This is a genomic window from Plantactinospora sp. DSM 117369 (assembly GCF_053764795.1).
Genome location: NZ_CM132446.1, coordinates 958,588 through 982,850, shown reverse-complemented (window position 1 = coordinate 982,850; position 24,263 = coordinate 958,588). Strand labels below are relative to the sequence as shown.

The window sequence follows — 24,263 nt, the reverse complement described above, 5'->3', positions numbered from 1 at the left end:
CAGGGAGCATCAGTCTTTGGCACACCACTTGTGTCTCGGGAGGAGGACGACGCCGTGGCGCTCGTGCGGGTGTACTGCGGTCTGGCCTCTGCGGACGCGACGGGCCGGCCGGCTTCGGCCGGCGCGACGCTGACCTCCGCGGTGGTCGATGACGCAGGCAGACTGCTCCATGTCTGCGAGATCACCGATGACCCGGCTGGCTACGCCCAGCTCGGCGCGGTGCTCGTCGAACGGAGCAGCGGGCCGAGCGGGGCCGCCGTCGCGGCGGACAGCGACGACCACATGGTCACCTCGCTGCTGAGCGCGGCCGGGCGTCCACTGGTCATCGCCGACGACGACTCCGTCGACGACTTCGCCGAACGGTTCGCCGACGACGAGTCGGCCGAGGAGCGGGAGTCCGCCCCGGCCGAGCGACGCGCCGTCGGGCTCGCCCGGGCGTTGCAGGCCGGCGCGCTCTCCGCGGCCACCCTGCCGCCGCCGCGCGAACTCGCCAGCTTCAAGCCGGTACTCGCCGCGCACGCCGCGCTCGCCAATGGCCGGCACGCCGCCGCCGTGGCCCTGCGCGAGGTGCTGCGCGAGCTGTACCCGGCCGCGCTGCGGGCGTACCCGGATCCGGCCGAGCCGGTCTCGCTGGCCGTGTTGGACGCACTGCCCGAGCCGGGCATGCTCGGCGGCACCAGTGCACGCGGCCGGGACACCTCGGTCGCCACCGACGCCATCGCCGCGCATCTCGCCGCGGACGGCGTCGCCGAGGCCGACGTCATCACCGACGCGGTCACCGCGCTCCGGGTCGCCATCGCGGAGACCCCTCGACGGGGCGCCGCCAACAAGGCCCTCACCTCCGCCGCCGCGGAGACCGTACGACAGGCCGTGGCGGCCGTACGTGCCTGCGACGCCGGTTGCGACGCGCTGGTCGCCACCCTGACCGCCCGGGTCGTCACGGCCCCGGCCCCGAGTCGGCGGGCCGGGCGGCGCGGCGCTGGCGAGGCACCGCCGCCGGCCGGCACCGGACTGCCCGGTCCGGCCCGGGAGCCGGTACCCAGCTCGGGGCGGCGCACCCGGCACCAGCCGGCGGCAGCCGGCAACGGGCCGGCCAGCCCTCAGCCGATGGGACCACCACCGGTGGCGCCGGCACCGGTCGCGCCGCCGCCAATGGCACCGCCGCCGGTCACCCCCTCCTCGGCGCCGCCGCTGTCGCCGGCCGCCACGCTCTCCATGCCGGTCATCCCGGTCTCCGGGCCTCCCCGCGAACCGCGCTCGGCCGCGCCTTCCTCGGCGCCGCCCGCCTACCACGCCGACACGATGGCGAACCGGCCGGTCTCCGCGCCGCCGCCCCCGCCGCCCGGGATGACCCCGATGCCACCGGCACAGCGTGGCTCGATCCCGCCGGCCGAGGCCGGCGAGCCGTTCCGGGCCACCCTGACCACCGCCGCCATCAACAGCGCCCGCAACGAGCGGCGGCCGACGCCGATCACGCCCCGGCCGAAGACCAACGGAGACGGCACGGCACGCCCGGGCACCATCTCCGCCGCCGGCCTGACCGTCTCGGTGCCGGCGACCCGGCCCGAGCCGCCGGCACCGCCCGGTTCCCGGGCCAACTGGCCGCTGGTGAACTCCGGCGAGGAGCAGGACGACCGGGCGAGCGGGTCGGGATACCCGGGATACTCGGGCGAGCAGTCCGGCCAGCGGGACGCGCCGGTCAGCCCGGCGCCCGCCGACGGGCGGGTCACCCCGCCGTGGCAGGCGGACGACCTGCCCCCGGAGCCGCCCACGCTGCGCCTCGTCGAGCCGACACCGCTGGCCGACCGGAACCACCCGCACAATGAGCTCCCCGCCGACAACCCGCCGCTGCGCTTGGTGGACCGGAGAGAACCGGCGACCCAGACCGGTTCGGGCCTGCCCCGCCGTAGTGCCGAGCCGAGTACGCCGCCGGTCTCCGACGAGGGTGACGGTGATCTGCTGATCTTCGCGGCGGCCAGGTCCGCCTGGTTCACCGGTCACTCCGAGGAGACCGAAGTGGAGTGGTCGTCGACGGCCGACAGCGGCTGGCAGGCCGCCCAGCAGGCGGCACGGCCCTCGGTCGGCGCCTCGACCACCGCCGGCCTGCCCAAGCGGGTGCCGCAGGCCAACCTGGTGCCCGGCTCGCCGCTGCGCGACGAGCGGCCGCTGCGCATCGTCCGCGACGCGGCCCGGATCGCCGAGCACACCACCGGGTACTTCCGGGGTTGGCGCCGTGGCCAGGAGATCGGCGGCTACGCCGTCGGCGGCCGGCCGGGTCGGGAGGCCGCCGGAGGCTGGGACTTCAGCCGTGATCCGGACGAGCGCGCCGACAACCACGACTACGAGTACCGCTCCGCCAGCTACCGGTCCTGACGGACCGGATACGCCACTCCACCGAAAACCCACACCGGCGTCGTCATCGACTTCCAGCCGGTGTGGGTTTTCCGCGTCGACCGGGCTGCGCGTACTTGCTCGGACACGCTCCGCTCGCGCTGCCCACCCGGTCGACACCGCCGCTCGGACTGTCCGGTCAGGACCCGTCGCCTGACCGACCAATCAGCTTCAGACCTATGTCTACCTGGTGTTTCTCACCACAGTGCACGGAGTTGACGACGCCTGGGAGCGGCCGCCACCATTCCCCGGGACCGTAGGCGACACCTACGACCAGCGCAGGGAGGGTGGCGACGATGGCCGGACCGGCAACGCAGGCGTGGACGCTGAGCCGGCGTGGCCTCCTCGCGGCAGCCGCCACCACACTGCTCGCCGCCTGCGGACGGGAAGACGAGGAGCGGGCTGGACCGCGCGGGCCCGGTTCGACCGAGCTGGTCATCGGCGCCAGCCTCGAACTGACCGGCCCCGGCCGGGCACTCGGCGTACTCCAGGAACGGGCGCTGAAGATCACGGCCGACAAGCTCAACGAGCAGGGCGTACCCGTCGGCAACCTGCGCCGCAACATCCGGCTGGTGATCCGGGACAACGCCAGCGAACCGCGGCTCGCCGCCCAGCACGCGACAGAGCTGGCCACCCGGGAGAACGTGCACGCGCTGGTCGGCGGTTGCCTCGCCGAGACCTCCCTGGCGATCATCCCGATCGCGCAGCAACAACAGGTGCCGTTCATCTCCTTCGCCGCCGCCGACAACATCACCGTGCCGACGGCGCAGCGGACGTACATCTTCAAACTCACCCCGGACGCCCGCGACGTGGCACGGGTGCTAGCCCGGCTGATTCGCTCGCAGGGCTTCGAACGGGTCGGTCTGCTGGCCGCGCCAGGGGGGCACGGAGATTCGGGCGTACGGGCCCTCACAGCGGCCCTGAAGTCCGTGGACGTCGACCTCGTCAAGGTGACCCGGCTGCCTCGGGCCGAGAATGCCGACTACCGCCCGGCGGTCCGCAAGGTGACCGGCCCCGATCCCGAGGCGGTGGTCGTCTGGGGCACCGCGCCGTTCTCCGGCAAGGCGGCCCGGGTGCTACGGCAGACCGACTACGAGGGCCGGATCTTCTTCGACGCCGGGGCGGTCGCCGAGGAGACCCTGTCGGAGGCGAACGCACCGGCGGTCGAGGGCGCGTACGCCGTGCACCCCAGCTCGCTGGGCAGCTCGTCGCTGACGAACACCAGCACGGCCGGGCTGGACCGGCGGGACTTCGTCTACCGCTACATCCACCTGCACGGCTCGTCCAGCGGGTTCGCACCGTACGCGTCGGACTCGCTGCGACTGATCGTCAACGCCGCACGGCTCGGCAAGAGCGTCGACCGGGGTCGGCTGCGCGCCTACCTGGGCAACCAGATCATCGAGGGGATCGCCGGGGCGTACTCGTTCGCGCCGATCCGGCACGGCGGGATGGAGCCGGACTCGCTCGGCGTCTTCACCGTGGTCTCCGGCGCCTGGAGCCGGGTCTCCTGACCAACGCGAGGCCGCAACGTTCCTGAACCAGGTCTACGAGCGCGCCTTCCCGCGGCCGACCTCTCCGCCGGGCGCGATCACCGCCGTGCCGCGGGCGGCCGGAGGCAGCCGGAACGGCGGGACGGCGACCTCGCGCGGCCCGCTCCCCGAGGGTGAGCATCCGATTCGGATACCGGTCGACCGGATCTTCGGCGGCGCTCCCGCCGGACCCGGCCTTCGGCCCGCCTCGCGTCGCCCGGCCGTCGCCCGGGGTCGGGCACCGGGTGCTGGTGCGGGAACTCCGGCGGGATCGGCTCGCGGCGTGGTTGGCAGGCGTCGTGTCCCGGCACAGGTGGCCGTCCGCCGCTACGACGCCGCCACCGCAGTGGAGGGTGCTGGACGGCCCGGCGGAGGGCGCATCCGCACCGTCGCCACCGGCACGCGGGCAGCAGGTCACCCGGCGCGGGCCAGGTGACCTCGTCGGCGGTGCCGGCCTATCACCGGACCACCCGACGGGCGAGGTGCTCGCCGGTCAGGCCGGGGCGACGGCGCGCGAGCGCCGCATGGTGAGCACGTACTCGACCAGCGAGATCAGCACGTGCTTGGTCGACTCCCGGTTGCGGGCGTCACACGCGACCACCGGCACCTCGTTCGAGATCGCCAGCGCGTCCCGCACGTCCTGCGGGTCGTGGTACTGCATCCCGTCGAAGCAATTGATCGCCACGAGGTACGGCAGTCGCCGGTGCTCGAAGAAGTCGATGGCCGCGAAGCAGTCGGCCAGCCGGCGGGTGTCCACCAGGACAACCGCACCGATCGCTCCCCGCACCAGTTCGTCCCACATGAACCAGAACCGCGTCTGGCCTGGGGTGCCGAACAGGTAAAGGATGAGGTCCCGGTCGATCGAGATCCGACCGAAGTCCATCGCGACCGTGGTGGTCGTCTTGCCCGGCACCTGGCGGGTGTCATCGACACCCACACCAGCCGACGTCATGATCGCCTCGGTGGTCAGCGGCGTGATCTCCGAGACCGAACCGACCAGTGTTGTCTTGCCGACGCCAAAGCCACCGGCGATGACGATCTTCGCCGATGTCACGCGCCCGGCCGTTGGGCGGTGCGACATGTCAGAGCCTGCGAAGTCCACTCAGCACCCTCTCCAGCAGTTCAGTGCCCACCGCGTCGTTTGAGTCGTCCAGAATTGTCGGTTCGTGCACCGCCACCAGGCCATCGGCGGCCATGTCGGCGATCAGGACCCGAGCCACTCCGAGCGGTAACTGCATCCGCGCCGCGATCTCCGCGAGCGACTGCAGCCGACCATCACACAGCGCGGCGATGTATTGATGCTCCCGGCCCTGGCCGCCATTGCCGTTACCGGCGGACCGACCGCGCACCGTCGTCTCGACGAGCGCCTCCAAGGCGATGTCGAGCCTCGGCCTGGTACGACCACGGGTAACGGCATATGGCCTCACCAGCGCGCCCGTCGGCTCGTCGCGTTCGGCCATCATCGCCGTTCACCCCCTTCTCGTCGTACCCGAGAACTCAAAGCCTGGAGTTCGTCATTGTTGCATTGTCGTCGCACCGGCCAGCGAACCACACCGGCCGGATACCACCTAGCTCAGCATCCCCGCGGCGGCCCGGGTCGGTGGCGTCAGCGCGTCGCCCACCCGGTCGACGAGCAGCGCCATCTCATATCCCACCTGTCCGACGTCACAGCTCCGGGCAGCGAGCACCGCGAAGGACGAGCCGTCCGAGATGGACATCAGGAACAGGAAACCATTGTCCATCTCGACCACCGTCTGCAGCACCGCCCCACCCTCGAAGCAGCGCGCCGCCCCCTGGGTGAGGCTGACCAGGCCGGACGCGATCGCGGCGAGCTGATCTGCCCGGTCGCGCGGAAGGTCCCGTGACGACGCCAGGAGCAGACCGTCCGCGGAGACGGCGATCGCGTGGGCGACGCCGGGCACACGATCGGCGAAGTTGGCCAAGAGCCAACCGAGATCCTGCGTAGATGTCATCCTTCATGCTCCTTCTGGCCGCTTGCGGTCGCGGGGCCCACCTCGGCCTGCGAGGACTGCTGCCCTCCCGGAGTCGCCTCCGGGTTGATCGACTGGTCGTCCGTCGGGTGCGTGCGGCCACGCTGCACCCCACGGTGGTACGCGGACAAGAGCCCGCGTACCGCCTCCGGCGTACGACGCTGCACCGAGGTGGTTGGCTTCTCCACGGCTCCGGGCACCAACTGGGCCATCGGCACCCGCTTGGGCAGCCCGGTCTGGGTGGTCTGGCCACCCGTGGTGGCGGCTGCCGTAGCCGCCATGGCTGCCCGCCAACCGTCGTCGGCAGCCGTACGCCAGCCACCGTCACCCGGCCGACCGGTGCCGTTGGTGATCGGCCCGCTCCCCGGCTGCTGGCCACCGGGCCTCGGACTGTCCACCGTTGCCGCGTTGCCTGTCGGTACGGGTCCGGTCTGGGCCGCGTCGGGAACGGCGGTGTCCACCGCGACGGCCTGGCTGGGCGCCTGGGAAGCCGGGCCGGCTCCCTGCGGCTGTCCACCGGTCTCCTCGGGCTTCCGGCGGGTGCGGAACCAGGCCGACTCCAGCTCGCGGAAGATCGGCAGTTCCATGGTCTCGTCGGCGAACTTCGGCCGGGCCTCCACGTTGGCCGCGGCGTCCACCGACGGCCGAGCCATCCGAGGCAGCTCGGCGGTCATGTCCAGGGCTGCGGCCAGGCGCTCCGGAACGGGCGGCGCGGCGGCCTCCCGGTCCGGCGTGTTGACCGGCGGCCAGGCCGGCGGCGCGTTGACCGCCGGAGTCGGCGGCTGCGCGGCCGGCGGCGGCACCGGGGCCGGCGCGGGCGGCGGCACGGCCGGCGCCGGGGTCTGGCCGAACGGCGGCGCGGAGACCGGCGGTTGCGCGGCCGGCGGCGCCGAGATCGGTGGGATCGGCGGCGCGGAGACCGGCGGCAGCGCGGTCAGCCCGTTCGGCTGCGGATCCGGCGCGGCCGGACGCTGCCGCGGGATGAACCCGGACATCGTCGTCGTCTCGTTCGCCGAGAGGCCGGCCGGGTCCTGCTCGGTGGCCCGCCGCTGCGGCAGCGGCTCGATGTCGTGCCCGTTGGGGATCCGCGGCGTGAACGGGTCGCTTCCGTTGCGGCCCGCCCGGGCGCCGGTCAGGTCGGACCAGGCCGGCATGTCCCTGGGCTGGCTCGGCGCGCTGGTCTGCCCGCCGCCGTTCATCGCCGGCTCGTACGGCCGGTCGAGGGGCGCGCCGTCACGGTTGCGACCGCCGCCGAAGCTCGGGGCACGGTCACCGCCGAAGCCCGCACCACGGTCGCCGCCGAAGCTCGGTACCGGCGGCGTGGCCGGACCGCTCTCCAGGGCGAGCGGGGCGCCGAAGGCAGGGCGGGAGGTCGGTTCCGGCGTGACCGGGAGACCGCCCGGCTGCGTCCGGCCGGAGAGTGCCCGGGGGATCAGCATCGCGGTGGGCAGTGTGACGTCGGCGACGGTCCCCCGGTCGGGGCCGGGCCGCAGCTCGACCTTCACGCCGTGCCGGGAGGCCAGCCGGGCGACCACGACCAGGCCCATCATCCGGGAGACGGTCACGTCGACGGCGGGCGGCGTGGCGAGCCGTTCGTTGAGGTCCTGTAGCTGCTCGGCGGTGATCCCGATGCCCCGGTCCTCGACGAAGAGCGTCGCCCGGTCACCCACCCGACGGGCCTCCACCATCACCTGTGAGTCCGGCGGGGAGAAGGCCGTGGCGTTGTCGAAGAGCTCGGCGACCAGGTGCACCAGGTCGTTGACGGCGGCGGCCTGGACCTCGATGTCCCGGTCGACCATCCCGAACTCGATCCGGGTGTAGTGCTCGACCTCGGACTGCGCTGCCCGGAGCACGTCGATCAGTGCCGCCGGCTCGCGCTGCACCCGGGTCGAGTCGGCACCCGCGAGCACCAGCAGGTTCTCGTCGTTGCGGCGCATCCGGGTGGCCAGGTGGTCGAGCTGGAAGAGCTCGGCCAGCCGGTCCGGGTCCTCCTCGCCCCGCTCCAGCCGGTCCAGGTGACCGATGAGCCGGTCGACCAGGATCTGCGAACGGCGGGCGAGGTTGACGAACATCGTCGCGACCGAGGCCCGCAGTGCGGCCTGCTCGGCGGCGGTCCGGACGGCTTCCAGGTGAACGGCGTTGAACGCCTCGGTGACCTGGCCGAACTCGTCCTTGCTGCGTACCGGTAGTGGCTCGGCGATCTGGTTGGCCACCTGCACCGGCGACATCTGCGCGGTCATCTGCGGGTCGCGCAGTCGGGACACCGCGTGCGGCAGACCGTACTGGGCGATGGAGAGCGCGCCGTGCCGCAGCTCGCGCAGCGAGCGGGCCATCGAGCGGGCGACCAGATAGGCGAAGAGCACCGCCAGCAGCAGCATGCTGAGCAGCAGACCGGTCTCCAGGAAGACCTGCCGCTGCACGTCGTCGCGGAGCGCACTCGCCTCGGCGAGCACGTCGGAGTCGAGGCGGCCCTCGACCGAACGGATCAGCTGGGCGTTGCCGACCATCGCGGAGTCCCAGTCGTCGGCGTCGAACGGAGCGTCGGCCATGCTCTCGTTCGTCCGGCCGCGGATCCAGCCGCCGTAGCTGTCGACCTCACGCACGTCGGCGCCGGTGACCGTCTCGTCGTAGAAGGCGGACTCGGAGCCGGTGGCGATCGCCTTGAACGTCTGCAACGCCTGCTGCTGACCGGTCTCGGTGGCGATGTAGTCGGTCTGCAGCGCGGCGGTCAGCCGGCCGTCGATCAGGGCGCGGTGCACCACGACCCGCCGCATCGACAGGAACTCCTTGCCGCGCGCGTTGGCGGCGGCGGCCCGCATCCGGTCGCTCAGCGAGGAGTCGCCGGCGAGCTGCGAGGCCAGGTCCCGGATGTTCAGCAGGTCGTTGATCAGACCCTCGTACGACTGCGCCGCGTCGGTCAGCTTGAGCTTGGAGTTGATGACCTGGCTGCGGATCCCCGGCAGGTCGGCCAGGCCCTGGTCGATCTGGGCCAGCAGCGCGTCGAAGTTGGCCGGCAGCTCGTCGAGCTGCGCCCGGCGCTCCGAGTAGGGCCCCTTGGCCTTGTCGACCTCGGGGTGCACCTTGTTGTAGGTGTCGCGGGCCGCCTTCCGGGCGGTCTCGTTGCGTGAGCCGAGCAGCAGGACGGCGCCCGCCCGCTCGTCCTGCAGGTCGTGCACCAGTTCGCCGGAGGTCTGGGCAAGCGTGGCCAGGGTGTGCGCCCGGTTCGCGTCGTCCAACGTCTCCATGTGGTCGACGATGCTGGTCGTACCGACCACGACGACCGCGATGGTCGGCGCGATCATGATCAGGCCCAGCTTCGACCAGATCGGCATGTCGCGCAGCCGGCCGGCGACCGGCCAGCGGAGACGCGACAGGAACGGGTTTGCTGTCTTCGGCCGCTTGCTCACGTCACCGCCTTCCCATCCAGTACCCGGCCAATGGCCCAGGGCACCGCTGATCGACCGACCCGGGCGGGTCGGACCTCCGAGATTCCATCACGCCGCAACTCAAGAAGAAAGCCCAGGTTGTCACCGACTGGAAGCGCATCGGGATGTCCCCGCGATTTGACAGCAGTCTGTCTTTCTGGCGTCACCCAGGGTAGTCACGCATCCTGTCCGTGCTCTACTGCCATCGACCGTCCACAACCGGATGGTCACTGCTCGGCCCGCACCCGGGACCCGTACCGCAACGTATCGAACGTTACCGGCACGGGGAAACCCTACGCCCTCGCGTACGGTGGCTGCGTCCGGCTCCGGTGTCACCGCCAGCCTGGTACCCGTACAGCGCAGAGAACCTTTGCCCGACCGCTCCGGTACGGCAAGGTCGAAGTGCCGGATTACGCGATCCGTGCGGACCACCGAATGGCCGCCCGGACGACCGGACTGACCGGCCCGGCAGTTTTCCCGGCCAAAAGAGATAGCAGACCGGAAATCGTGCGACAACGCCCCCGCTCGGCGGCCGATCCGGACCGGCCCCATCGGTGCGACGGTCAGGACAGCAGCTTGGCGTACGCCGGTTTGATCACCTCGTTGATGATGGCAAGCCGCTCGTCGAACGGGATGAAGGCGCTCTTCATCGCGTTGATGGTGAACCACTGCAACTCGGAGTAGCCGTAGCCGAACGCCTCGACCAACAGCGCCATCTCCCGGGACATCGAGGTGCCGCTCATCAGCCGGTTGTCGGTGTTGACGGTGACCCGGAACCGCAGGTCCCGCAGCAGCCCGATCGGATGCTCCGCGATCGACGGGGCGGCACCGGTCTGCACGTTGGACGACGGGCACAGCTCCAGCGGGATCCGCTTGTCCCGGACGTACGCGGCCAGCCGGCCGAGCACCGGCCGGGCGTCCCCCGGGGTGATGTCGTCGACGATCCGCACCCCGTGCCCCAGCCGGTCGGCACCGCACCACTGGATCGCCTGCCAGATCGAGGGCAGCCCGAACGCCTCACCGGCGTGGATGGTGAAGTGGAAGTTCTCCCGCTGCAGGTATTCGAAGGCGTCCAGGTGCCGGGTGGGCGGAAAGCCCGCCTCCGCACCGGCGATGTCGAAGCCCACCACGCCGGTGTCCCGGTGCCGGACGGCGAGTTCGGCGATCTCCTGCGACCGGGCGGCGTGCCGCATCGCGGTCAGCAACGTGCCGACCCGGATCGGGTGCCCGTTCGCCGCCGCCTCGGCCGCGCCCTCGGCGAAGCCTTCCAGCACCGCCTCCACCACGTCGTCGAGGCCGAGGCCCCGCTCCAGGTGCTGCTCCGGGGCGAACCGGACCTCGGCGTAGACCACGCCGTCCGCGGCCAGGTCGAGAGCGCACTCGGCGGCCACCCGGCGCAGCCCCTCGGCCGTCTGCATCACCGCCACGGTGTGCGCGAAGGTCTCCAGGTAACGCTCCAGCGACCCCGAGTCGGCCGCCGCCACGAACCACCGGCCGAGCTCCTCCGGGTCGGTGGTGGGTAACGGATGCCCCACCGCCTCGGCGAGTTCGACCACCGTGGCCGGGCGCAGCCCGCCGTCGAGGTGGTCGTGCAGCAGCGCCTTGGGGACCCGGACGATGTCTTCGTAGCCGATTGCCGCCATGCACCGACCCTAGTAGCCCGGCCGCCCCGGCCAGCGGCGGGACACCGGGCGCCGGAGCGGCGGACCACCGCCGGTCCCGGCCAGGTCGGGCACTATCGTGACGGGGTGCCACCCGAGGTTCTGCGCCGGCTCCGCTGCCCGGTCTGCGCCCGGCCGCTGGCCGCCGTACCGCCCGCCGCGGTGGTCGCGCTGCGCTGCCCGGCGGGGCACAGCTTCGACCTGGCCCGCCAGGGGTACGTCAACCTGACCGCCGGTCGGGCCACGCACTCCGGGGACAGCCCGGCGATGGTGGCCGCCCGGGAGGAGTTCCTCGGCGCCGGCCACTACGACCTGATCTCGACCGCGCTCGCCGACCTCGCCAGGGCGGTCGCCGGGCCGGCACTCCAGACGTACCCGGAACTGGTGGTGGACGCCGGAGCCGGCACCGGCCGGCACCTCGGCGCGGTGCTCGACGCCCTGCCCGCCGCCGTCGGGCTGGCCCTGGACGTCTCCAAGCCGGCGCTGCGCCGGGCCGCCCGGGCCCATCCCCGGGCCGGTGCCGCGCTCTGCGACACCTGGCGCGGGCTGCCGCTGGCCGACGGCGCCGCCGGGCTGCTGTTGAACGTCTTCGCCCCGCGCAACGGACCGGAGTTCCGCCGAGTACTCCGGAGCGACGGCGCGCTGCTGGTGGTCACGCCGACCGCCGAGCATCTCGGCGAACTGGTCGACCGGCTCGGCCTGCTCCGGGTCGACCCGGCCAAGGAGGCCCGGGTCGCCGGCAGCCTGGCCGAGCACTTCGCGCCGGGTCCGACGGCGGTGCACCGGGCCACCCTCCGGCTCGACCGGACCGGGGTGCGCACCCTGATCGGGATGGGACCGAGCGCCTGGCACGCCGAGCCCGACCGGCTCGACCCGCGGATCGACGACCTCCCGGAACCCGTCCAGGTGACCGTCGCGGTCCAGGTGACCGCCCACCACCCCCGCTGACCGCCGGCCGGTCAGGTGGAGAGGTCGACCTCCTCCCACCCGGCGGGCGGGTCGTGGAACGGCCCCCGGAACACCACCGCCCACTCCAGCGCCCACCGCCGCTGGCCGATCGCGTTGCTGTCGATCAGCCCGGGCAGCTCCAACCCCTCCTGCTCGGCCTCCAGATAGCCCCAGTCCAGGCAGTAGTAGAAGTCGAGTACGGCGGCCACCTCCGCCGCGTCCCGGGGCGCCGCCAGGGTGCGGGAGCGCCACTGGCCGAAGGTCTCCCCCGCCGCCAGGTTGGGCAACTGCTCCATCAGCCGCTCGTCGCTGGGCTCCGTCGGGTCGAGGTGCCGGCTCAGCCCGAGTACCCAGGCCAGCGCGAAGATCGCGTCGTGGTGCAGTACGAACGACCGGTGGTCGCCCCGGCTGCCCATCACGAACTGCCACTCCGGCGGTGTCACCTGCTCCACCAGGTGCGAGCCGAGCAGCCAGCTCATCCCGGCCTGCGGCGGCATGCCGAAGCACCGCGCCAGCACCAGGTGCAGTACGGCCGTCCGGGCCTCGATCTCGGCGGTGGGCCGCAGCTCGACCGCGTCGCCCGGCTCCCACACCAGCGGAAACTGGGGCGGCGGCACGGGCAGCCCCAACCGCTGCAACTCGACAACGTTGGCGGCCCGGACCGCCTGCGGGTCGGGAGCGGATACGGTCACAGCCTGGTTTCCCGTCACGTCGGAGTCGCCTCGGGCGCCCGCGGCACCCCCGGCACCGGATGCGGTGTGGACCCGCTAGTCGAGCCGACTCAGCACCCCGTGCTACCCCCCGGCGACGGAGGATAGCCGGTCGGCAGCGCGTACACCATGGCGCCCGGCGTGGCAGCCGCGCGGCTGGAGGCCGGCGGGACAGCCCGCGGATCCCGATCCGGCCGACGACTAACCGATCCGGTCGATGACCAGGGCCGGCAGGGTCGGCGGCTCGGCCGAGATCGACACCGCCTCGGCGGCGGCGGCCCGGGCCGCCGGAATCCGGCCCGCGTCGTCGGCCCGCAGCTCGTAGAGCGGCTCGCCGGCCCGTACCGGATCTCCCGGCTTGTGGTGCAGCAGCACCCCGGCCCCGGCGCTGACCGGGTCCTCCTTGCGGGCCCGTCCCGCGCCGAGCCGCCACGCGGCGATCCCGATCCGGTACGCATCGACGGCGGCCAGGTACCCGTCCCGGTCGGCCCGGACGACCTCCACCTCCGGGGCGACCGGCAACGGGGCCTCCGGATCCCCGCCCTGGGCCCGGATCATCGCCCGCCAGACGTCCATGGCCCGGCCGTCCCGCAGCGCCCGCTCCGGATCGGCGTCCGGCAGCCCGGCCGCCACCAGCATCTCCCGGGCCAGCCGGAGGGTCAGCTCCCGCACGTCTGCCGGCCCGCCGCCGGCCAGCACCTCGACCGACTCGGCCACCTCGACCGCGTTGCCGACGGCCAGCCCCAGCGGCGTCGACATGTCGGTCAGCAGGGCGACCGTCCGGACCCCGTGTGCGCCGCCCAGCTCCACCATGGTCCGGGCCAGCTCCCGGGCATCCGCCTCCGACTTCATGAACGCGCCGGAGCCGACCTTCACATCGAGCACCAGGGCCCCGGTACCCTCCGCGATCTTCTTGCTCATGATCGAGCTGGCGATCAGCGGGATGGCCTCCACCGTGCCGGTGACGTCGCGCAGCGCGTACAGCTTGCGGTCGGCCGGCGCGAGCCGCTCGCCCGCCGCACAGATCACCGCGCCGACCTCACCCAACTGGGCGATGAACTCGTCGTTGCCCAGCGCGGCCCGCCAGCCCGGGATCGACTCCAGCTTGTCCAGGGTCCCCCCGGTGTGCCCCAGCCCCCGCCCGGAGAGCTGCGGTACGGCGGCACCGCACGCCGCCACCAGCGGGGTGAGCGGCAGCGTGATCTTGTCACCGACCCCACCCGTGGAGTGCTTGTCCACGGTCGGCCGGCGTACCCCGGAGAGGTCCAGCCGGTCCCCGCTGGCGATCATCGCGGCCGTCCAGCGGGCGATCTCGCCCGGCGTCATGCCGCGGAGCAGGATCGCCATGGCCAGCGCCGACATCTGCTCGTCGGCCACCCGCCCCCGGGTGTACGCGTCGACCACCCAGTCGATCTGCTCGTCGGACAGCGTCCCGCCGTCCCGCTTGACCCGGATCACGTCGACCGCGGCGAACCCACCCACAGCTACCTCTTCCTACTTGCTTGTCGAGACCACGGTCCTGCCTCTCGAGACCACGGTCCCTTGTCGATCGCGACCACGGACTCGTCACCGGCCCACGGCCAGTGCCCACCGAGCCGGGGCCTGCCGTGCCCGGTGGAGGGATCAAGCCTGACCGCCCGGAGCCGGGCACGGCAGGCCCCGGCCCACCCCGCGCCAGGCCGACTCAGCCCCACGCGGCCCGGCCACCGCGAACCCCGGAAAGATCAGTCGCCCCAACGCCGAGGGATCTCGACCGGCGGCTCCGCCTCACCCGCCCAGAACATCGCCCCGTCCGCGTCGACCACCACCACCCGGGGCGTACGCGCCTGGCCCCAGCTCACCGCCTCGGCCGGGTCGTCCCAGGTCGGCGCCTCCTCGAGTACCCCGGTCTGCGCCCCTTCGGCGTCCCCGGCGGCCCGCTCCCAGTACCCGGTCCAGACCTGCCGCCCGCCCGAGACGTCCGGATGCACGAAGACGGTGCCCCGCCCCCGCCAGGCGGCCAGTTCCTCCGGCACCGGAGGCACCTTCACCGACGCCGCGATCGCCTCCAGATCTTCCACCCCGAACGCGTGCGGCAGCAGCTCCGCCATCCGCAGCGGCACCGGCTCCGCCTCGATCAGGCAGTCCGGCCCACCGTTCTCCCAGAGCAGTTGCCGGCACCGCCCGCACGGCATCAACGGCTCACCGGTCGCCCCGACACAGGAGAGCGCGACGAGCCGCCCGCCGCCCGAGGCGTGCAGCGCCGACACCACCCCGCACTCGGCGCAGAGCGTCACCCCGTACCCGGCGTTCTCGACGTTGCAGCCGACCACCACCCGGCCGTCGTCGACCAGCGCCGCCGCCCCGACCGGGAAGTTCGAGTACGGCGCGTACGCATGCCGCATCACGTCGGTCGCCGCGGCCCGCAGCTTCGCCCAGTCAATCTCCATGGTCACGCCCCCATCCTGCCCCGCCGCTGGTCAGCCCTTGATGTAGGGCTTACCGTCCGCGGCCGGCGCCCGCACCTTGCCGACCAGGCCGGCGACGGCCAGCAGGGTGGCGAGGTACGGCAGCATCGCCAGGAACTCGCTCGGAATGCTGCTGTCGATCGCGCCGAGGTACGTCCCGAGCTGGTCCGCGAAGCCGAAGAAGAGCGCCGCCAGCAGGGCCCCCGTCGGGCTCCACCGGCCGAAGATCAGCGCCGCCAGCGCGATGAAGCCCTTGCCGCCGATCATGTTCTTGCTGAAGGTGTAGAGCGCAAGCGTGTAGGAGGCGCCGCCCAGCCCGGCGACCATGCCGGCGAGCAGTACGTTCCGGTAGCGCAGCGCCAGCACCTTCACCCCGAGGGTGTCGGCGGCGGTCGGGTGCTCACCCACCGAGCGGGTCCGCAGCCCCCACCGGGTACGGAACAGCGCGACGTGGATCACCACCACCAGGATCAGTGCCAGGTAGAGGAAGATGTTGCCCCGGAACAGCGCCGGGCCGAGCACCGGGATGTCGGACAGCACCGGGATCGGCCACGCCTCGAACCTCGGCGGCTGGTTGTACTTCGCCGCCTCCGGCTGCATCAACCGCTCGTAGAGGAAGCCGGTCAACCCGACCGCGAAGAGGTTGAGCACGATCCCCATCACCACCTGGTCGACCAGGTAGCGGATGGTGAAGATCGCCAGCAGCAGCGAGATCAGCGCGCCGCCCAGCGCCGCCGCGATCAGCCCGACCCAGGCGCTCGCCGCGATGGTGCCGACCAGGGCGCCGGCGAAGGCCCCCATCAGCAACTGGCCCTCGATCGCCACGTTCACCACGCCGGACCGCTCGCAGAGCACGCCGGCCAGGGCACCGAAGATCAACGGCAGGGCCAGGATGAAGGTACCCCGGACGATGTTGACCAGCGGCATGAAGTTCTGCCCGGCCGGCGCCGCCGACACCTGCCAGCAGAGGAACGAGAGCACCACCCCGGCCACCGCCACGCCGAGCAGCGGCACGAACCAGCGCTTCGGCAGCCCGGCCAGCAGCGCCGCGCCGGCCGCCGCCGCGACCAGCCCGAACAGGATCGCCCCGACGGTGCCGTCGACGGACAGCGCCGCGCCGCCGGCATCCTCGCTGAGCGTGAACCGCGCGTCCGCGCCGGTGGCCAGCGCACCGAAGAGCACCGCCGCGACCAGGCCGAGCAGTACGGCACCGGCGCCGACCTTGCGGTCCCGGGTCCAGAAGCCCGGCCGTACGGTGACGGCCAGCTCCTCGACAGTCATGGTCGACATGTACGCCTACCAGCCCTTCGCCATGCTCGTGGACAACCTGGCGGCCCGGGCGGCCCGGAGCCCGAAGATCGCCTTCACCAGTGCCGGCGCGGCGATGAAGATGACGATCAGTGCCTGGAGCACGGTGACCAACTCCAGCGAGATGCTGGCGTACGACTGCATCCGGTTGCCGCCGGCCTGGAGCGCGCCGAAGAGCAGCGCGGCGAGCGCGACGCCCCACGGCTTCACCCGGCCGAGCAGCGCCACCAGGATGCCGTCGAAGCCGATCTGGGCGATCACCAGCGGGGTGAGCGCGGTGGCGGTGCTGCCGAGCACCATGTTGGCGCCGCCCAGCCCGGAGAGCGCCCCGGCGATCACCATGACAAGCACGTACGTCCGGCCGACGCTGATCCCCGCGGTCCGGGCGGCGTCCGGGTTGGCGCCGACCGCGCGCAGCTCGAAGCCGAAGGTGGAGCGGTTGAGCAGCCAGCCGACCGCCCAGGTGGCGGCGACCGCCAGCACGATGCCGAGGTGCACCCGCAGGTCGCTGCCGAGCAGCCGGGGTAGCTGCGCGGAACCGTCCACCGGCCGGCTGATCGCGTCCGTCCGGTCCGGATCGTGTACGCCGTCCTGCACGATGATCCAGGCCAGGAAGGAGATGGCGACGTAGTTGAGCATGATCGTGGTGATCACCTCGTGCGCACCGGTACGCGCCTTCAGGAAGCCGGGGACGAAACCCCAGATCGCCCCGCCGAGCGCTCCGGCGAGTACCGCCACGATCAGGTGCACCACCGGGGGGAGCGGGAGCAGGAAGCCGGCCAGCGCGGCCAGGATCACCCCGATGGTCGCCTGCCCCTGGGCGCCGATGTTGAACAGGCCGCCCCGGAAGGCGAGCGAGACCGCCAGCCCGGTGAAGACCAGCGGGGCGGTGTAGGTCAGCGTCTCCGAGATCGGCGCGAAGACCGGCTGCCAGCCGCCAGTGCCGTTCGCCCAGGCCTGCACCGCCGCCGGGTCGAAGACCGCGCCCTTGAACAGGTTCGCGTACGCCTCGCTGACCACCGTCCAGCTCGCGTTGAGCGCGTCGGAGGGCTGGGCGGTGAAGTAGCCCCAGGTGGCCAGCACGTCCGGGTCGGAGACGACGATCAGTACGGCGCCGATCAGCGTGGCCAGCACGATCGCCAGTACGGTCACCGTGACGGTGTTGGCCGCCCAGAGGTTGTGCACGAACGCCTGGAGCAGTTGCCGGCCGCCGCCGTCCCGGTCGGTCAGCCCGTTCCCGGGCCCGCCCGGTGCCGTACCACCGGAATCGGCCGGCGCCGTACCACCGGAATCGGCCGGACCGGCTGCGGTGCCGGCGGCGGCGGACGGATCGGCCGCGCCGACCCCGGCCGCCGTCTCGGCGCCGGGCCGCTGGCCGGCCGGAGACTTCTCCGGCGACGGTGACCCGGGCTCGTTCACGTCGGTCATCGGGTTTCCTCGCTACCAGCGACGTCGGGAGCCGGGGTCACCGGCCCGTCGGGGGTTGCGGTCTCTGCGGTGCCGCCGGTGTCGGCGGTGCCGGCTGTCTCTGCGGTGCCGTCCGGTGTGGCGTCGGTGATGCCGGCCATCAGCAGGCCGATCTCCTCGCGCGGGGTCTCCGGCCCGACGACGCCGAGGATCCGGCCCCGGTACATCACCGCGATCCGGTCGGCCAGCCCGATCACCTCGTCCAGCTCGCTGGAGACCAGGAGTACGGCGGTGCCGATGTCCCGCTCGTGGATGATCCGGCGGTGGATGAACTCGATCGAGCCGACGTCCACCCCCCGGGTCGGCTGGGCGGCGACGAAGAGCTTGAGCGGCCGGGACATCTCCCGAGCGATGATCACCTTCTGCTGGTTGCCGCCGGAGAGCGTGCCGACGGCCGCCTCCGCCGACGAGGTGCGTACGTCGAACTCCGGGATCCGCTCCCGGGCCGAGGCGGTGATCGCGTCCGGCCGGAGCACCAGGCCGGAGCCGAACGGCGGCCGGTCGTAGATGTCCAGCACCAGGTTCTCGGCGACGCTGAACTCCTTGACCAGCCCGTCGACGCTGCGGTCCTCGGGGACGTAGCCGACGCCGGCCCGCAGCACCCGCTTGGTCGGCCAGCCGTCGATGCGCTGACCGGCCAGGCTCACCGTGCCGTGCAGCACCGGGCGCAGCCCCATCAGCGCCTCGATCAGCTCGGTCTGGCCGTTGCCCTGCACACCGGCGATGCCGAGCACCTCGCCGGCCCGTACGGTCAGGTCGACGCCGTCGACGGCCCGGACCGACCGCTCGTCGTCGACGACGAGTCCCGCCACCTCCAGCACCGGCTCACCCGGCGCGGCGGCGGCCTTCTGCACGGTCAGGTTGACGGTCCGCCCGACCATCAGCGCGGCCAACTCGTCCTCGCTCGCGCTCGGGCTGGCGGTGCCGACGGTCCGGCCACGCCGGATCACGGTGATCCGGTCGGCGATCGCCTTGACCTCTTTGAGCTTGTGCGTGATGAAGACGATGGACTTGCCGGACTCCTTGAGCGACCGCATGATCCCGAGCAGTTCCTCGGTCTCCTGCGGGGTCAGCACGGCGGTCGGCTCGTCCAGGATGAGCAGGTCGACGTCCCGGGTCAGTGCCTTGAGGATCTCGACCCGCTGTTGCACGCCGACCGGCAGGTCCTCGACCACCGCGTCCGGGTCGACCCGCAGGTTGTAGCGGGTGGAGACCTCGGTCACCTGACGGCGGGCCCGCCGCCGGTCGAGGAAGCCGGCGATGCCGCCCCGGACCTGCTCGGCGCCGAGCATCACGTTCTCGGCAACGGTGAAGACCGGGACCAGCATGAAGTGCTGGTGCACCATGCCGATGCCGGCCGCGATGGCGTCGCCGGGGCCCTTGGCCGCAAGCTGCCTGCCGTCGACCAGTACCTCGCCCTCGTCGGGCTGGAGGAGGCCGTACAGCACGTTCATCAGAGTGGACTTGCCCGCGCCGTTCTCACCGAGCAGCGCGTGGATCTCTCCGGGCTCCACCGTCAGGTCGATGTGGTCGTTGGCGACCAGCTCACCGAACCGCTTGGTGATGCCGCGCAGTTCGAGTCTCAGCGCAACCTCCTGGAGTGCGGGCGATGGTGCAGCCTAGCTGCTGTTCGGACCGGGTCGACAGGGTCGGTCCGTCGATCACTGCGGGCTGTTCGGCCCGCCCGGGCCGGTCTGTCGGCCCGTACCGGCTGGCGTGAAAACCGGCCGCCCCGATCATCGCGGAGATATGTCTCCACGACGATCGGAGCGACCGGATCGTCGGCGTCGCAGCCGTACCGGTCGGCCGTCCGACCTGGTCAGACGGCCGACCCGGGGTCACTTCGGCTGGCTGGCCGAGGTGACCTTGATCGCACCGGAGCTGATGTCGGTCTTGATCTTGTCGACCTCGGCCTTCAGCTCCGCCGGCACCTTGCTGTCGAACTCGTGGTACGGCGCCAGCGAGACGCCGTTGTTGGCCAGGGTGCCGAGGTAGCCGGGGTCGTGCGCCAGCTTCTCGCCCTTGGCCGCCGTCACCACGGCGTCCTTGACCGCGTCGGTGATGTTCTTGACCACGGTGGTCATCAGGGCCGGGCAGTTCGGGGTGCTCTGGCAGCCGTCGACGTCGACCCAGATCACCGAGTACTTGCCGCCGGAGGCCTGCGCGGCCGCCGTGGTGCCCAGACCGGCGCCGCCGGCCACCGGCATGATGATGTCCGCGCCCTGGGCGACCAGGGTGTCGGAGACCTTCTTGCCCTCGTCCTGCTTGACGAAGTCGTTGGTGAACGACCCGTTCTGGGTCTGCTTGTTCCAGCCCAGCACCTGGACGTTCTTGCCCTTGGCCTTGTTGTAGTGAGCCACCCCGTCGGCGTAGCCGTCCATGAAGATGGTCACCGGGCCGATCTTCATGCCGCCGTAGGTGCCGACCTTGCCGGTCTTGGTCATCCCGGCCGCCAGGTAACCGGCGAGGAAGCCGGCCTGCGCGGTGTCGAACTGCATCGGGAAGACGTTGCTCTCCGGCAGCTTCGCGTCGACGATGCCGAACTGCTGGTCCGGGTTCGCCTTGGCGATCTTCGAGGTCGCCTCGCCCATCAGGCCGCCGACGGCGAGGATGAAGTCGCAGTCCTGGTTGACGTACTGGGTCAGGTTCGGCTCGTAGTCGGCCTCGGCCTTGGACGCCACGTACTTGATGTCGATCTTGTCGTCGGCGGCCTTGGCCGCCTCCAGGCCCGCCCAGGCGGAGGTGTTGAACGACTTGTCGTCGATGCCTCCGACGTCCGTCACCATGCACGCGGTGTACTTGTCGGCCGCGGCGCCGCCCGCGTTGCTATCGCTCGGTGCCTCACCACACGCGGCGGCGCCCAGCGCGAGCCCGCCCACCGCGAATACCGAGACGATCCGCATCCCACGCACAGAGCGCAAGACGGTCTCCTTCCCATTGCACACCGCCCACCGCGGTGGCAGCCAAAAGCCGGCCTGCGCGTTGCCGCCGGCTGTCCCACGTTACGGACGGGAGCGTACGCCCGCGCCTGTCCACCGGCCGACAATCGTGCCTGACTGTTGAACGCCCGTTACCCTTACGTAACTTCGGGGTGCGCGACATCACTTCCCGGCCCGCCCGGTGCGTGACCTCGACCTATGGGACGTCCCGTTTCGGCTGTTCCGTCCGGGAGGTGCCGCCGGAGCGGCCCCGGCCGGCCAGTTGGCGGCCCGGGTGCCCGGTTAACAACTCGGGCGCGGGGTTAACGCCAGAAGACCGCGACGGCGGCATTGACCAGGGTCAGCCCGATGATCGCCAGGAAGTGACCACGGTTGACCTCCTCCCGCTTGCGGGAGAAGAACACCATCACGAAGATCATCAAGCCGATCACCAGCTTGGTGGCGAGCTTCGCCGGGGCCGGCTCGTCGCCGTCGCGCAGCGGCGCGGAGAGCCCGATCCCGGTCAGCACCTGGATGACGGCGCCCCAGAGCATCAGCGGGTTGATCCGGATCCGTCCGGTGGCGTACTGGGCGGCGGCACCACCCAGCAGCAGGGCGAAACCGATCAGGTGGGTGTAGAGGAGTATCAGCCGGAGAGGTTCCACGGCGGCCATCCTCCCTCATCGGGTACCCGCACGTCGTCCCCGGCCCGCCGCACGGACCGGGGACGACACCGGGAGAGGCCGCGCCCCTTCCGGGAAGTGGTGGCTTCCCGGGGAGGTCGAGGGCACTACATCACCGAGACAGCACGATCCTCCGCGCCGACGACGGAGGCGGGTTCGGCGGCGGCCCGCGGGTGGCGGGGGCGGGCCAGCGTGACCAGGAGCAGCCCGACGGCGGCGTAGCCGACGAGGACCAGCAGCGGGGTGCCGGCTCCGGCGCCGTCGAAGAAGGCGGTCGACCGGAGCAGGGTGCCGCCGGCACCGACCGGGAGCCACTGGCCGACCTCGCCCCAGGGCTGGGGCAGCAGTTCCGGCGCCGCGCCGACCGCCGAGAGCGGGTTGCCGACCAAGAAGACCAGTACCGCGCCGAGCCCGAGACCGGGACGGCCCAGCACCGCGCCGAGCCCGGCGACGGTGGCCGCGACCGCCAGCCCGACGAGCCCGAGAGCGGCACCGACCGCCACAGCGTCGCCGGGCAGCAGGCCGAGCCAGCCCTGGAGTACCAGCGGTCCGGCGACGCCGACCAGCAGCCCGAAGCTGACCAGCCCGGCCAACCGGGCGAGCCGGCCGCCGAGCAGCAGTACCAGCAGCGCCCCGAGCACCATGCCGGTCAGCGCGAGCGGCAGGAACCCGGCCGCGAAGCCGGCACCCCGGGGATCGTCCGGGTCGGCCGGTACCACGTCGACCACCCGGACGGGCTGGCCACCGGAGAACTGCCCGGCCGCCTGGGTGAGCAGGGCCGCCACGGTCGGGCTCGCCGCGCTCGCGGTGTGCAGGGTCGCGCCGTCCGGGCCGAGCACGAAGGCGGCGTACGCCTCGCGGTCGCGCAGCGCCCGGTCGGCGGCCGTACCGTCCGGCAGCCGGATCACCTCGAAGGCACCCGGTGCGGCGGCGTCGAGTTGCCCGACCAGCCGGTCGGCGGCCGGCGCCGGGCCCGCGACCACCACCGGCAGGTCGCGCGGCTCCAGGTGCGCCGCCGGGCCGGCGAAGAGGGGTACGAGCAACGACTGCAACAGCACCACCGCCACGGCCAGCAGTACGGCGACCGCCAGCGGCCGGCGGGGGTGCGTGGGGATGGGCGGCCCGGAGGGGGCCGATGGACGAGTCATCTCAGGACTCCTTCTAAAACGAATGCTCGTTCTTTTATTCAGCGTCCTCCCGGCGCACTCCGCAGTCAAGGAACGAGCGTTCGTTTTACACTGTGTGCCGTGCCACGCGTATCCGACGAACACCTGGCGGCCCGGCGCCAGCAGATCCTCGACGCCGCCCGGCGCTGCTTCCTGCGCAACGGCTTCCACGCCACCTCGATGCAGGATGTGATCGCCGAGGCCGGTCTCTCGGTGGGCGCCGTCTACCGCTACTTCGGCAGCAAGCAGGAGCTGGTCACCTCGATCGCCGAGTCGGTGGTCGACGGCGCGGACCAACTCTTCGCGGCCCTGGCCACGACCGAGCCGCCACTGCCGCTGATCGAGGCACTGGACCGGGCACTCCAGTTCGTCGAGTCCCAAACCCGCCAGGACGGAGTCTTTCCGCTCGCCATCCAGGTCTGGTCCGAGTCGCTCCGCGATCCGGCGCTGGCCGAGTTCGTCGCGCGGCTGTACGCCGGCTTCCGATCCAACTTCGTCGTACTGGCCCGCCGGGCCCAACAGGCCGGTGAACTGCCGGCCGACGCCGACGTCGAGGCGGTGGGTGCCGCCCTCTTCGGCCTGATCCCCGGCTTCGCCCTGCAACGGATCCTCGCCGCCGGCCCGGACCCGAAGACCTATCTCGACGGTGTACGCGCCCTGCTGGCCAGCAAGGGCGTTGAAGAGTAGGTAGAGCCGACGGAAACTGTCGGCACGGTGGCCGAGGTCAGGTCGTACTCGATCTTCCAGGGTCCCGGCGGTCGGGCTACCATCGGCCCAACCCGGGGTTGACGGCCCGGCCCCGGCGCAGAGCCCCGGCTACGCCTCGACCGGCCGGCAGGGCGGACGGGAGTCACGCTGTGGTGTTGGCCAGGAGCGCGACCGGCGGCAGTCGCCGACCGGTGATCGTGTTTCTCGCGCTGGTGGAATCGGCGGCGGTACTGCTCGCCCTCGGCATCGCCGGGATCGCCACCACCCGGGAGGGACGCCAGCCCGCCCCCGTCGCCGCTCCGGCCACCACGACCCCGGCTCCGGTGCCGTCGGCCCTGCCCACCTCGGCCATCGGCACGGCGCCGGTGATCCAGCCCGGCCGGCCGGGCGAGTCGGCCCAAGTGCTCCGGCCGGACCAGCTCACCCCGCCGCCCGGGGCGCAGCACAACGCGGCCGACATCCGGTTCGTCGCGATGATGGTGCCGCACCACGAGCAGGCGTTGCAGCTGGCCGCCCTGGTCCCGGACCGGGCCGGCAGCACCGGCGTGATCGCGGTCGCCGACCGGATCCGGGCCGCCCAGCAGCCCGAGGTCGAGGTGCTGCGGGGCTGGCTCCGGGACCGCGGCCTCGACTCGCTGCTCGGCGGGACCGGTCACGAGCACCCCACCATGCACGGCATGCAGACCCCGGAGGCGATCGCCACGCTCACCGCGACGACCGGGACCGACTTCGACCGGATGTTCGTCGAGATGATGAGCGCGCACCACCAGGGCGCCATCGCGATGGCCCAGGAGGTACTCGCGAACGGCGTCGACCGGCAGATCCGGGAACTGGCCCGGAACATCGCCTTCGAGCAGGCCGTCGAGGTCAACCGGATGCGCGAGGTGCTCGACCCGCAGTCGAGGTGAGCC

At 72.4% G+C, this 24,263-nt stretch carries 19 protein-coding genes; 5 read left to right on the top strand and 14 right to left on the bottom strand.

Going from position 1 to position 24,263, the window contains the following annotated elements; translation table 11 throughout:
* Positions 1 to 30: 30 nt before the first annotated feature.
* On the top strand, positions 31 to 2,373 hold the full coding sequence (locus ACSMXO_RS04510; RefSeq protein WP_455416792.1) for a transposase: 2,343 nt from the start codon (positions 31 to 33) through the stop codon (positions 2,371 to 2,373).
* Positions 2,374 to 2,687: 314 nt separating this feature from the next.
* Complete coding sequence (locus ACSMXO_RS04505) at positions 2,688 to 3,902, top strand: ABC transporter substrate-binding protein (protein ID WP_455416791.1); 1,215 nt, start codon at positions 2,688 to 2,690, stop codon at positions 3,900 to 3,902.
* Positions 3,903 to 4,413: 511 nt separating this feature from the next.
* On the opposite strand, the gene ACSMXO_RS04500 is transcribed toward ACSMXO_RS04505, so the two are convergent.
* The 5 genes from ACSMXO_RS04500 to ACSMXO_RS04480 all read right to left on the bottom strand — a co-directional run bounded on the left by ACSMXO_RS04500 (position 4,414) and on the right by ACSMXO_RS04480 (position 10,979).
* Entirely contained in the window at positions 4,414 to 5,001 is a 588-nt protein-coding gene (locus ACSMXO_RS04500; RefSeq protein WP_101369592.1) for a GTP-binding protein, read from the bottom strand.
* 1 nt (position 5,002) lies between these two features.
* Positions 5,003 to 5,380 (bottom strand): DUF742 domain-containing protein, encoded by a 378-nt coding sequence (locus tag ACSMXO_RS04495; RefSeq protein WP_101371820.1) that lies wholly within the window; start codon positions 5,378 to 5,380, stop codon positions 5,003 to 5,005.
* Positions 5,381 to 5,488: 108 nt separating this feature from the next.
* Positions 5,489 to 5,893: a roadblock/LC7 domain-containing protein gene (locus ACSMXO_RS04490; RefSeq protein ID WP_130465005.1), complete on the bottom strand. Its 405-nt coding sequence runs from the start codon at positions 5,891 to 5,893 to the stop codon at positions 5,489 to 5,491.
* The gene (locus ACSMXO_RS04485) at positions 5,890 to 9,318 is read right to left on the bottom strand and encodes a sensor histidine kinase (protein WP_455416790.1); all 3,429 of its coding nucleotides are present in this window, start codon (positions 9,316 to 9,318) and stop codon (positions 5,890 to 5,892) included. The genes ACSMXO_RS04490 and ACSMXO_RS04485 overlap by 4 nt, the downstream gene beginning before the upstream one ends.
* A 581-nt stretch (positions 9,319 to 9,899) precedes the next feature.
* Positions 9,900 to 10,979, bottom strand: a complete 1,080-nt coding sequence (locus ACSMXO_RS04480; protein ID WP_346260319.1) for an adenosine deaminase — start codon at positions 10,977 to 10,979, stop codon at positions 9,900 to 9,902.
* A 105-nt stretch (positions 10,980 to 11,084) separates the two neighbouring features.
* Here ACSMXO_RS04480 and ACSMXO_RS04475 point away from each other — a divergent pair, with 105 nt between their 5' ends.
* Positions 11,085 to 11,945 (top strand): putative RNA methyltransferase, encoded by an 861-nt coding sequence (locus ACSMXO_RS04475; RefSeq protein WP_346260318.1) that lies wholly within the window; start codon positions 11,085 to 11,087, stop codon positions 11,943 to 11,945.
* 11 nt (positions 11,946 to 11,956) lie between these two features.
* Here the strand turns inward: ACSMXO_RS04475 and ACSMXO_RS04470 are convergent, their stop codons facing one another.
* The 9 genes from ACSMXO_RS04470 to ACSMXO_RS04430 form a co-directional block, all read right to left on the bottom strand.
* A complete protein-coding gene (locus ACSMXO_RS04470; protein ID WP_346260317.1) occupies positions 11,957 to 12,637 on the bottom strand; it encodes a DUF4272 domain-containing protein in 681 nt (226 codons plus the stop codon).
* 219 nt (positions 12,638 to 12,856) lie between these two features.
* Positions 12,857 to 14,137, bottom strand: coding sequence for a thymidine phosphorylase (locus ACSMXO_RS04465; RefSeq protein ID WP_455416789.1), 1,281 nt, complete (start codon positions 14,135 to 14,137; stop codon positions 12,857 to 12,859).
* A 242-nt stretch (positions 14,138 to 14,379) separates the two neighbouring features.
* The gene (locus tag ACSMXO_RS04460; protein ID WP_455419167.1) at positions 14,380 to 15,084 is read right to left on the bottom strand and encodes a cytidine deaminase; all 705 of its coding nucleotides are present in this window, start codon (positions 15,082 to 15,084) and stop codon (positions 14,380 to 14,382) included.
* A 30-nt stretch (positions 15,085 to 15,114) separates the two neighbouring features.
* Positions 15,115 to 16,392: an ABC transporter permease gene (locus tag ACSMXO_RS04455; RefSeq protein WP_455416788.1), complete on the bottom strand. Its 1,278-nt coding sequence runs from the start codon at positions 16,390 to 16,392 to the stop codon at positions 15,115 to 15,117.
* A gap of 6 nt (positions 16,393 to 16,398) precedes the next feature.
* A complete protein-coding gene (locus ACSMXO_RS04450) occupies positions 16,399 to 17,838 on the bottom strand; it encodes an ABC transporter permease (protein ID WP_455416787.1) in 1,440 nt (479 codons plus the stop codon).
* Positions 17,835 to 19,403, bottom strand: coding sequence for an ABC transporter ATP-binding protein (locus ACSMXO_RS04445; RefSeq protein WP_455419166.1), 1,569 nt, complete (start codon positions 19,401 to 19,403; stop codon positions 17,835 to 17,837). Before ACSMXO_RS04445 ends, ACSMXO_RS04450 begins: the two co-directional genes overlap by 4 nt.
* 312 nt (positions 19,404 to 19,715) lie before the next feature.
* Positions 19,716 to 20,780 carry a BMP family lipoprotein gene (locus ACSMXO_RS04440; protein WP_455419165.1) on the bottom strand — a complete coding sequence of 355 codons (1,065 nt, stop codon included), beginning with the start codon at positions 20,778 to 20,780 and terminating at the stop codon, positions 19,716 to 19,718.
* A gap of 338 nt (positions 20,781 to 21,118) precedes the next feature.
* Positions 21,119 to 21,460 (bottom strand): hypothetical protein, encoded by a 342-nt coding sequence (locus ACSMXO_RS04435; RefSeq protein WP_346260313.1) that lies wholly within the window; start codon positions 21,458 to 21,460, stop codon positions 21,119 to 21,121.
* A 125-nt stretch (positions 21,461 to 21,585) separates the two neighbouring features.
* Positions 21,586 to 22,626, bottom strand: coding sequence for a hypothetical protein (locus tag ACSMXO_RS04430; RefSeq protein ID WP_455416786.1), 1,041 nt, complete (start codon positions 22,624 to 22,626; stop codon positions 21,586 to 21,588).
* A gap of 99 nt (positions 22,627 to 22,725) precedes the next feature.
* Between ACSMXO_RS04430 and ACSMXO_RS04425 the strand changes: the two genes are divergently transcribed.
* Positions 22,726 to 23,331, top strand: coding sequence for a TetR/AcrR family transcriptional regulator (locus ACSMXO_RS04425; RefSeq protein ID WP_346260311.1), 606 nt, complete (start codon positions 22,726 to 22,728; stop codon positions 23,329 to 23,331).
* Positions 23,332 to 23,543: 212 nt separating this feature from the next.
* Positions 23,544 to 24,260 (top strand): DUF305 domain-containing protein, encoded by a 717-nt coding sequence (locus tag ACSMXO_RS04420; RefSeq protein WP_346260310.1) that lies wholly within the window; start codon positions 23,544 to 23,546, stop codon positions 24,258 to 24,260.
* The last annotated feature ends 3 nt before the right edge of the window (positions 24,261 to 24,263 follow it).

What these genes read in the sequence shown, in the direction of transcription:
- ACSMXO_RS04505 (WP_455416791.1), top strand. Translation starts at nt 2,688, where the DNA reads ATGGCCGGACCGGCAACGCAGGCGTGGACGCTGAGCCGGCGTGGCCTC.
- ACSMXO_RS04500 (WP_101369592.1), bottom strand. Translation starts at nt 5,001, where the DNA reads ATGTCGCACCGCCCAACGGCCGGGCGCGTGACATCGGCGAAGATCGTC.
- ACSMXO_RS04495 (WP_101371820.1), bottom strand. Translation starts at nt 5,380, where the DNA reads ATGGCCGAACGCGACGAGCCGACGGGCGCGCTGGTGAGGCCATATGCC.
- ACSMXO_RS04490 (WP_130465005.1), bottom strand. Translation starts at nt 5,893, where the DNA reads ATGACATCTACGCAGGATCTCGGTTGGCTCTTGGCCAACTTCGCCGAT.
- ACSMXO_RS04480 (WP_346260319.1), bottom strand. Translation starts at nt 10,979, where the DNA reads ATGGCGGCAATCGGCTACGAAGACATCGTCCGGGTCCCCAAGGCGCTG.
- ACSMXO_RS04460 (WP_455419167.1), bottom strand. Translation starts at nt 15,084, where the DNA reads ATGGAGATTGACTGGGCGAAGCTGCGGGCCGCGGCGACCGACGTGATG.
- ACSMXO_RS04455 (WP_455416788.1), bottom strand. Translation starts at nt 16,392, where the DNA reads ATGTCGACCATGACTGTCGAGGAGCTGGCCGTCACCGTACGGCCGGGC.
- ACSMXO_RS04450 (WP_455416787.1), bottom strand. Translation starts at nt 17,838, where the DNA reads ATGACCGACGTGAACGAGCCCGGGTCACCGTCGCCGGAGAAGTCTCCG.
- ACSMXO_RS04440 (WP_455419165.1), bottom strand. Translation starts at nt 20,780, where the DNA reads ATGCGGATCGTCTCGGTATTCGCGGTGGGCGGGCTCGCGCTGGGCGCC.
- ACSMXO_RS04430 (WP_455416786.1), bottom strand. Translation starts at nt 22,626, where the DNA reads ATGACTCGTCCATCGGCCCCCTCCGGGCCGCCCATCCCCACGCACCCC.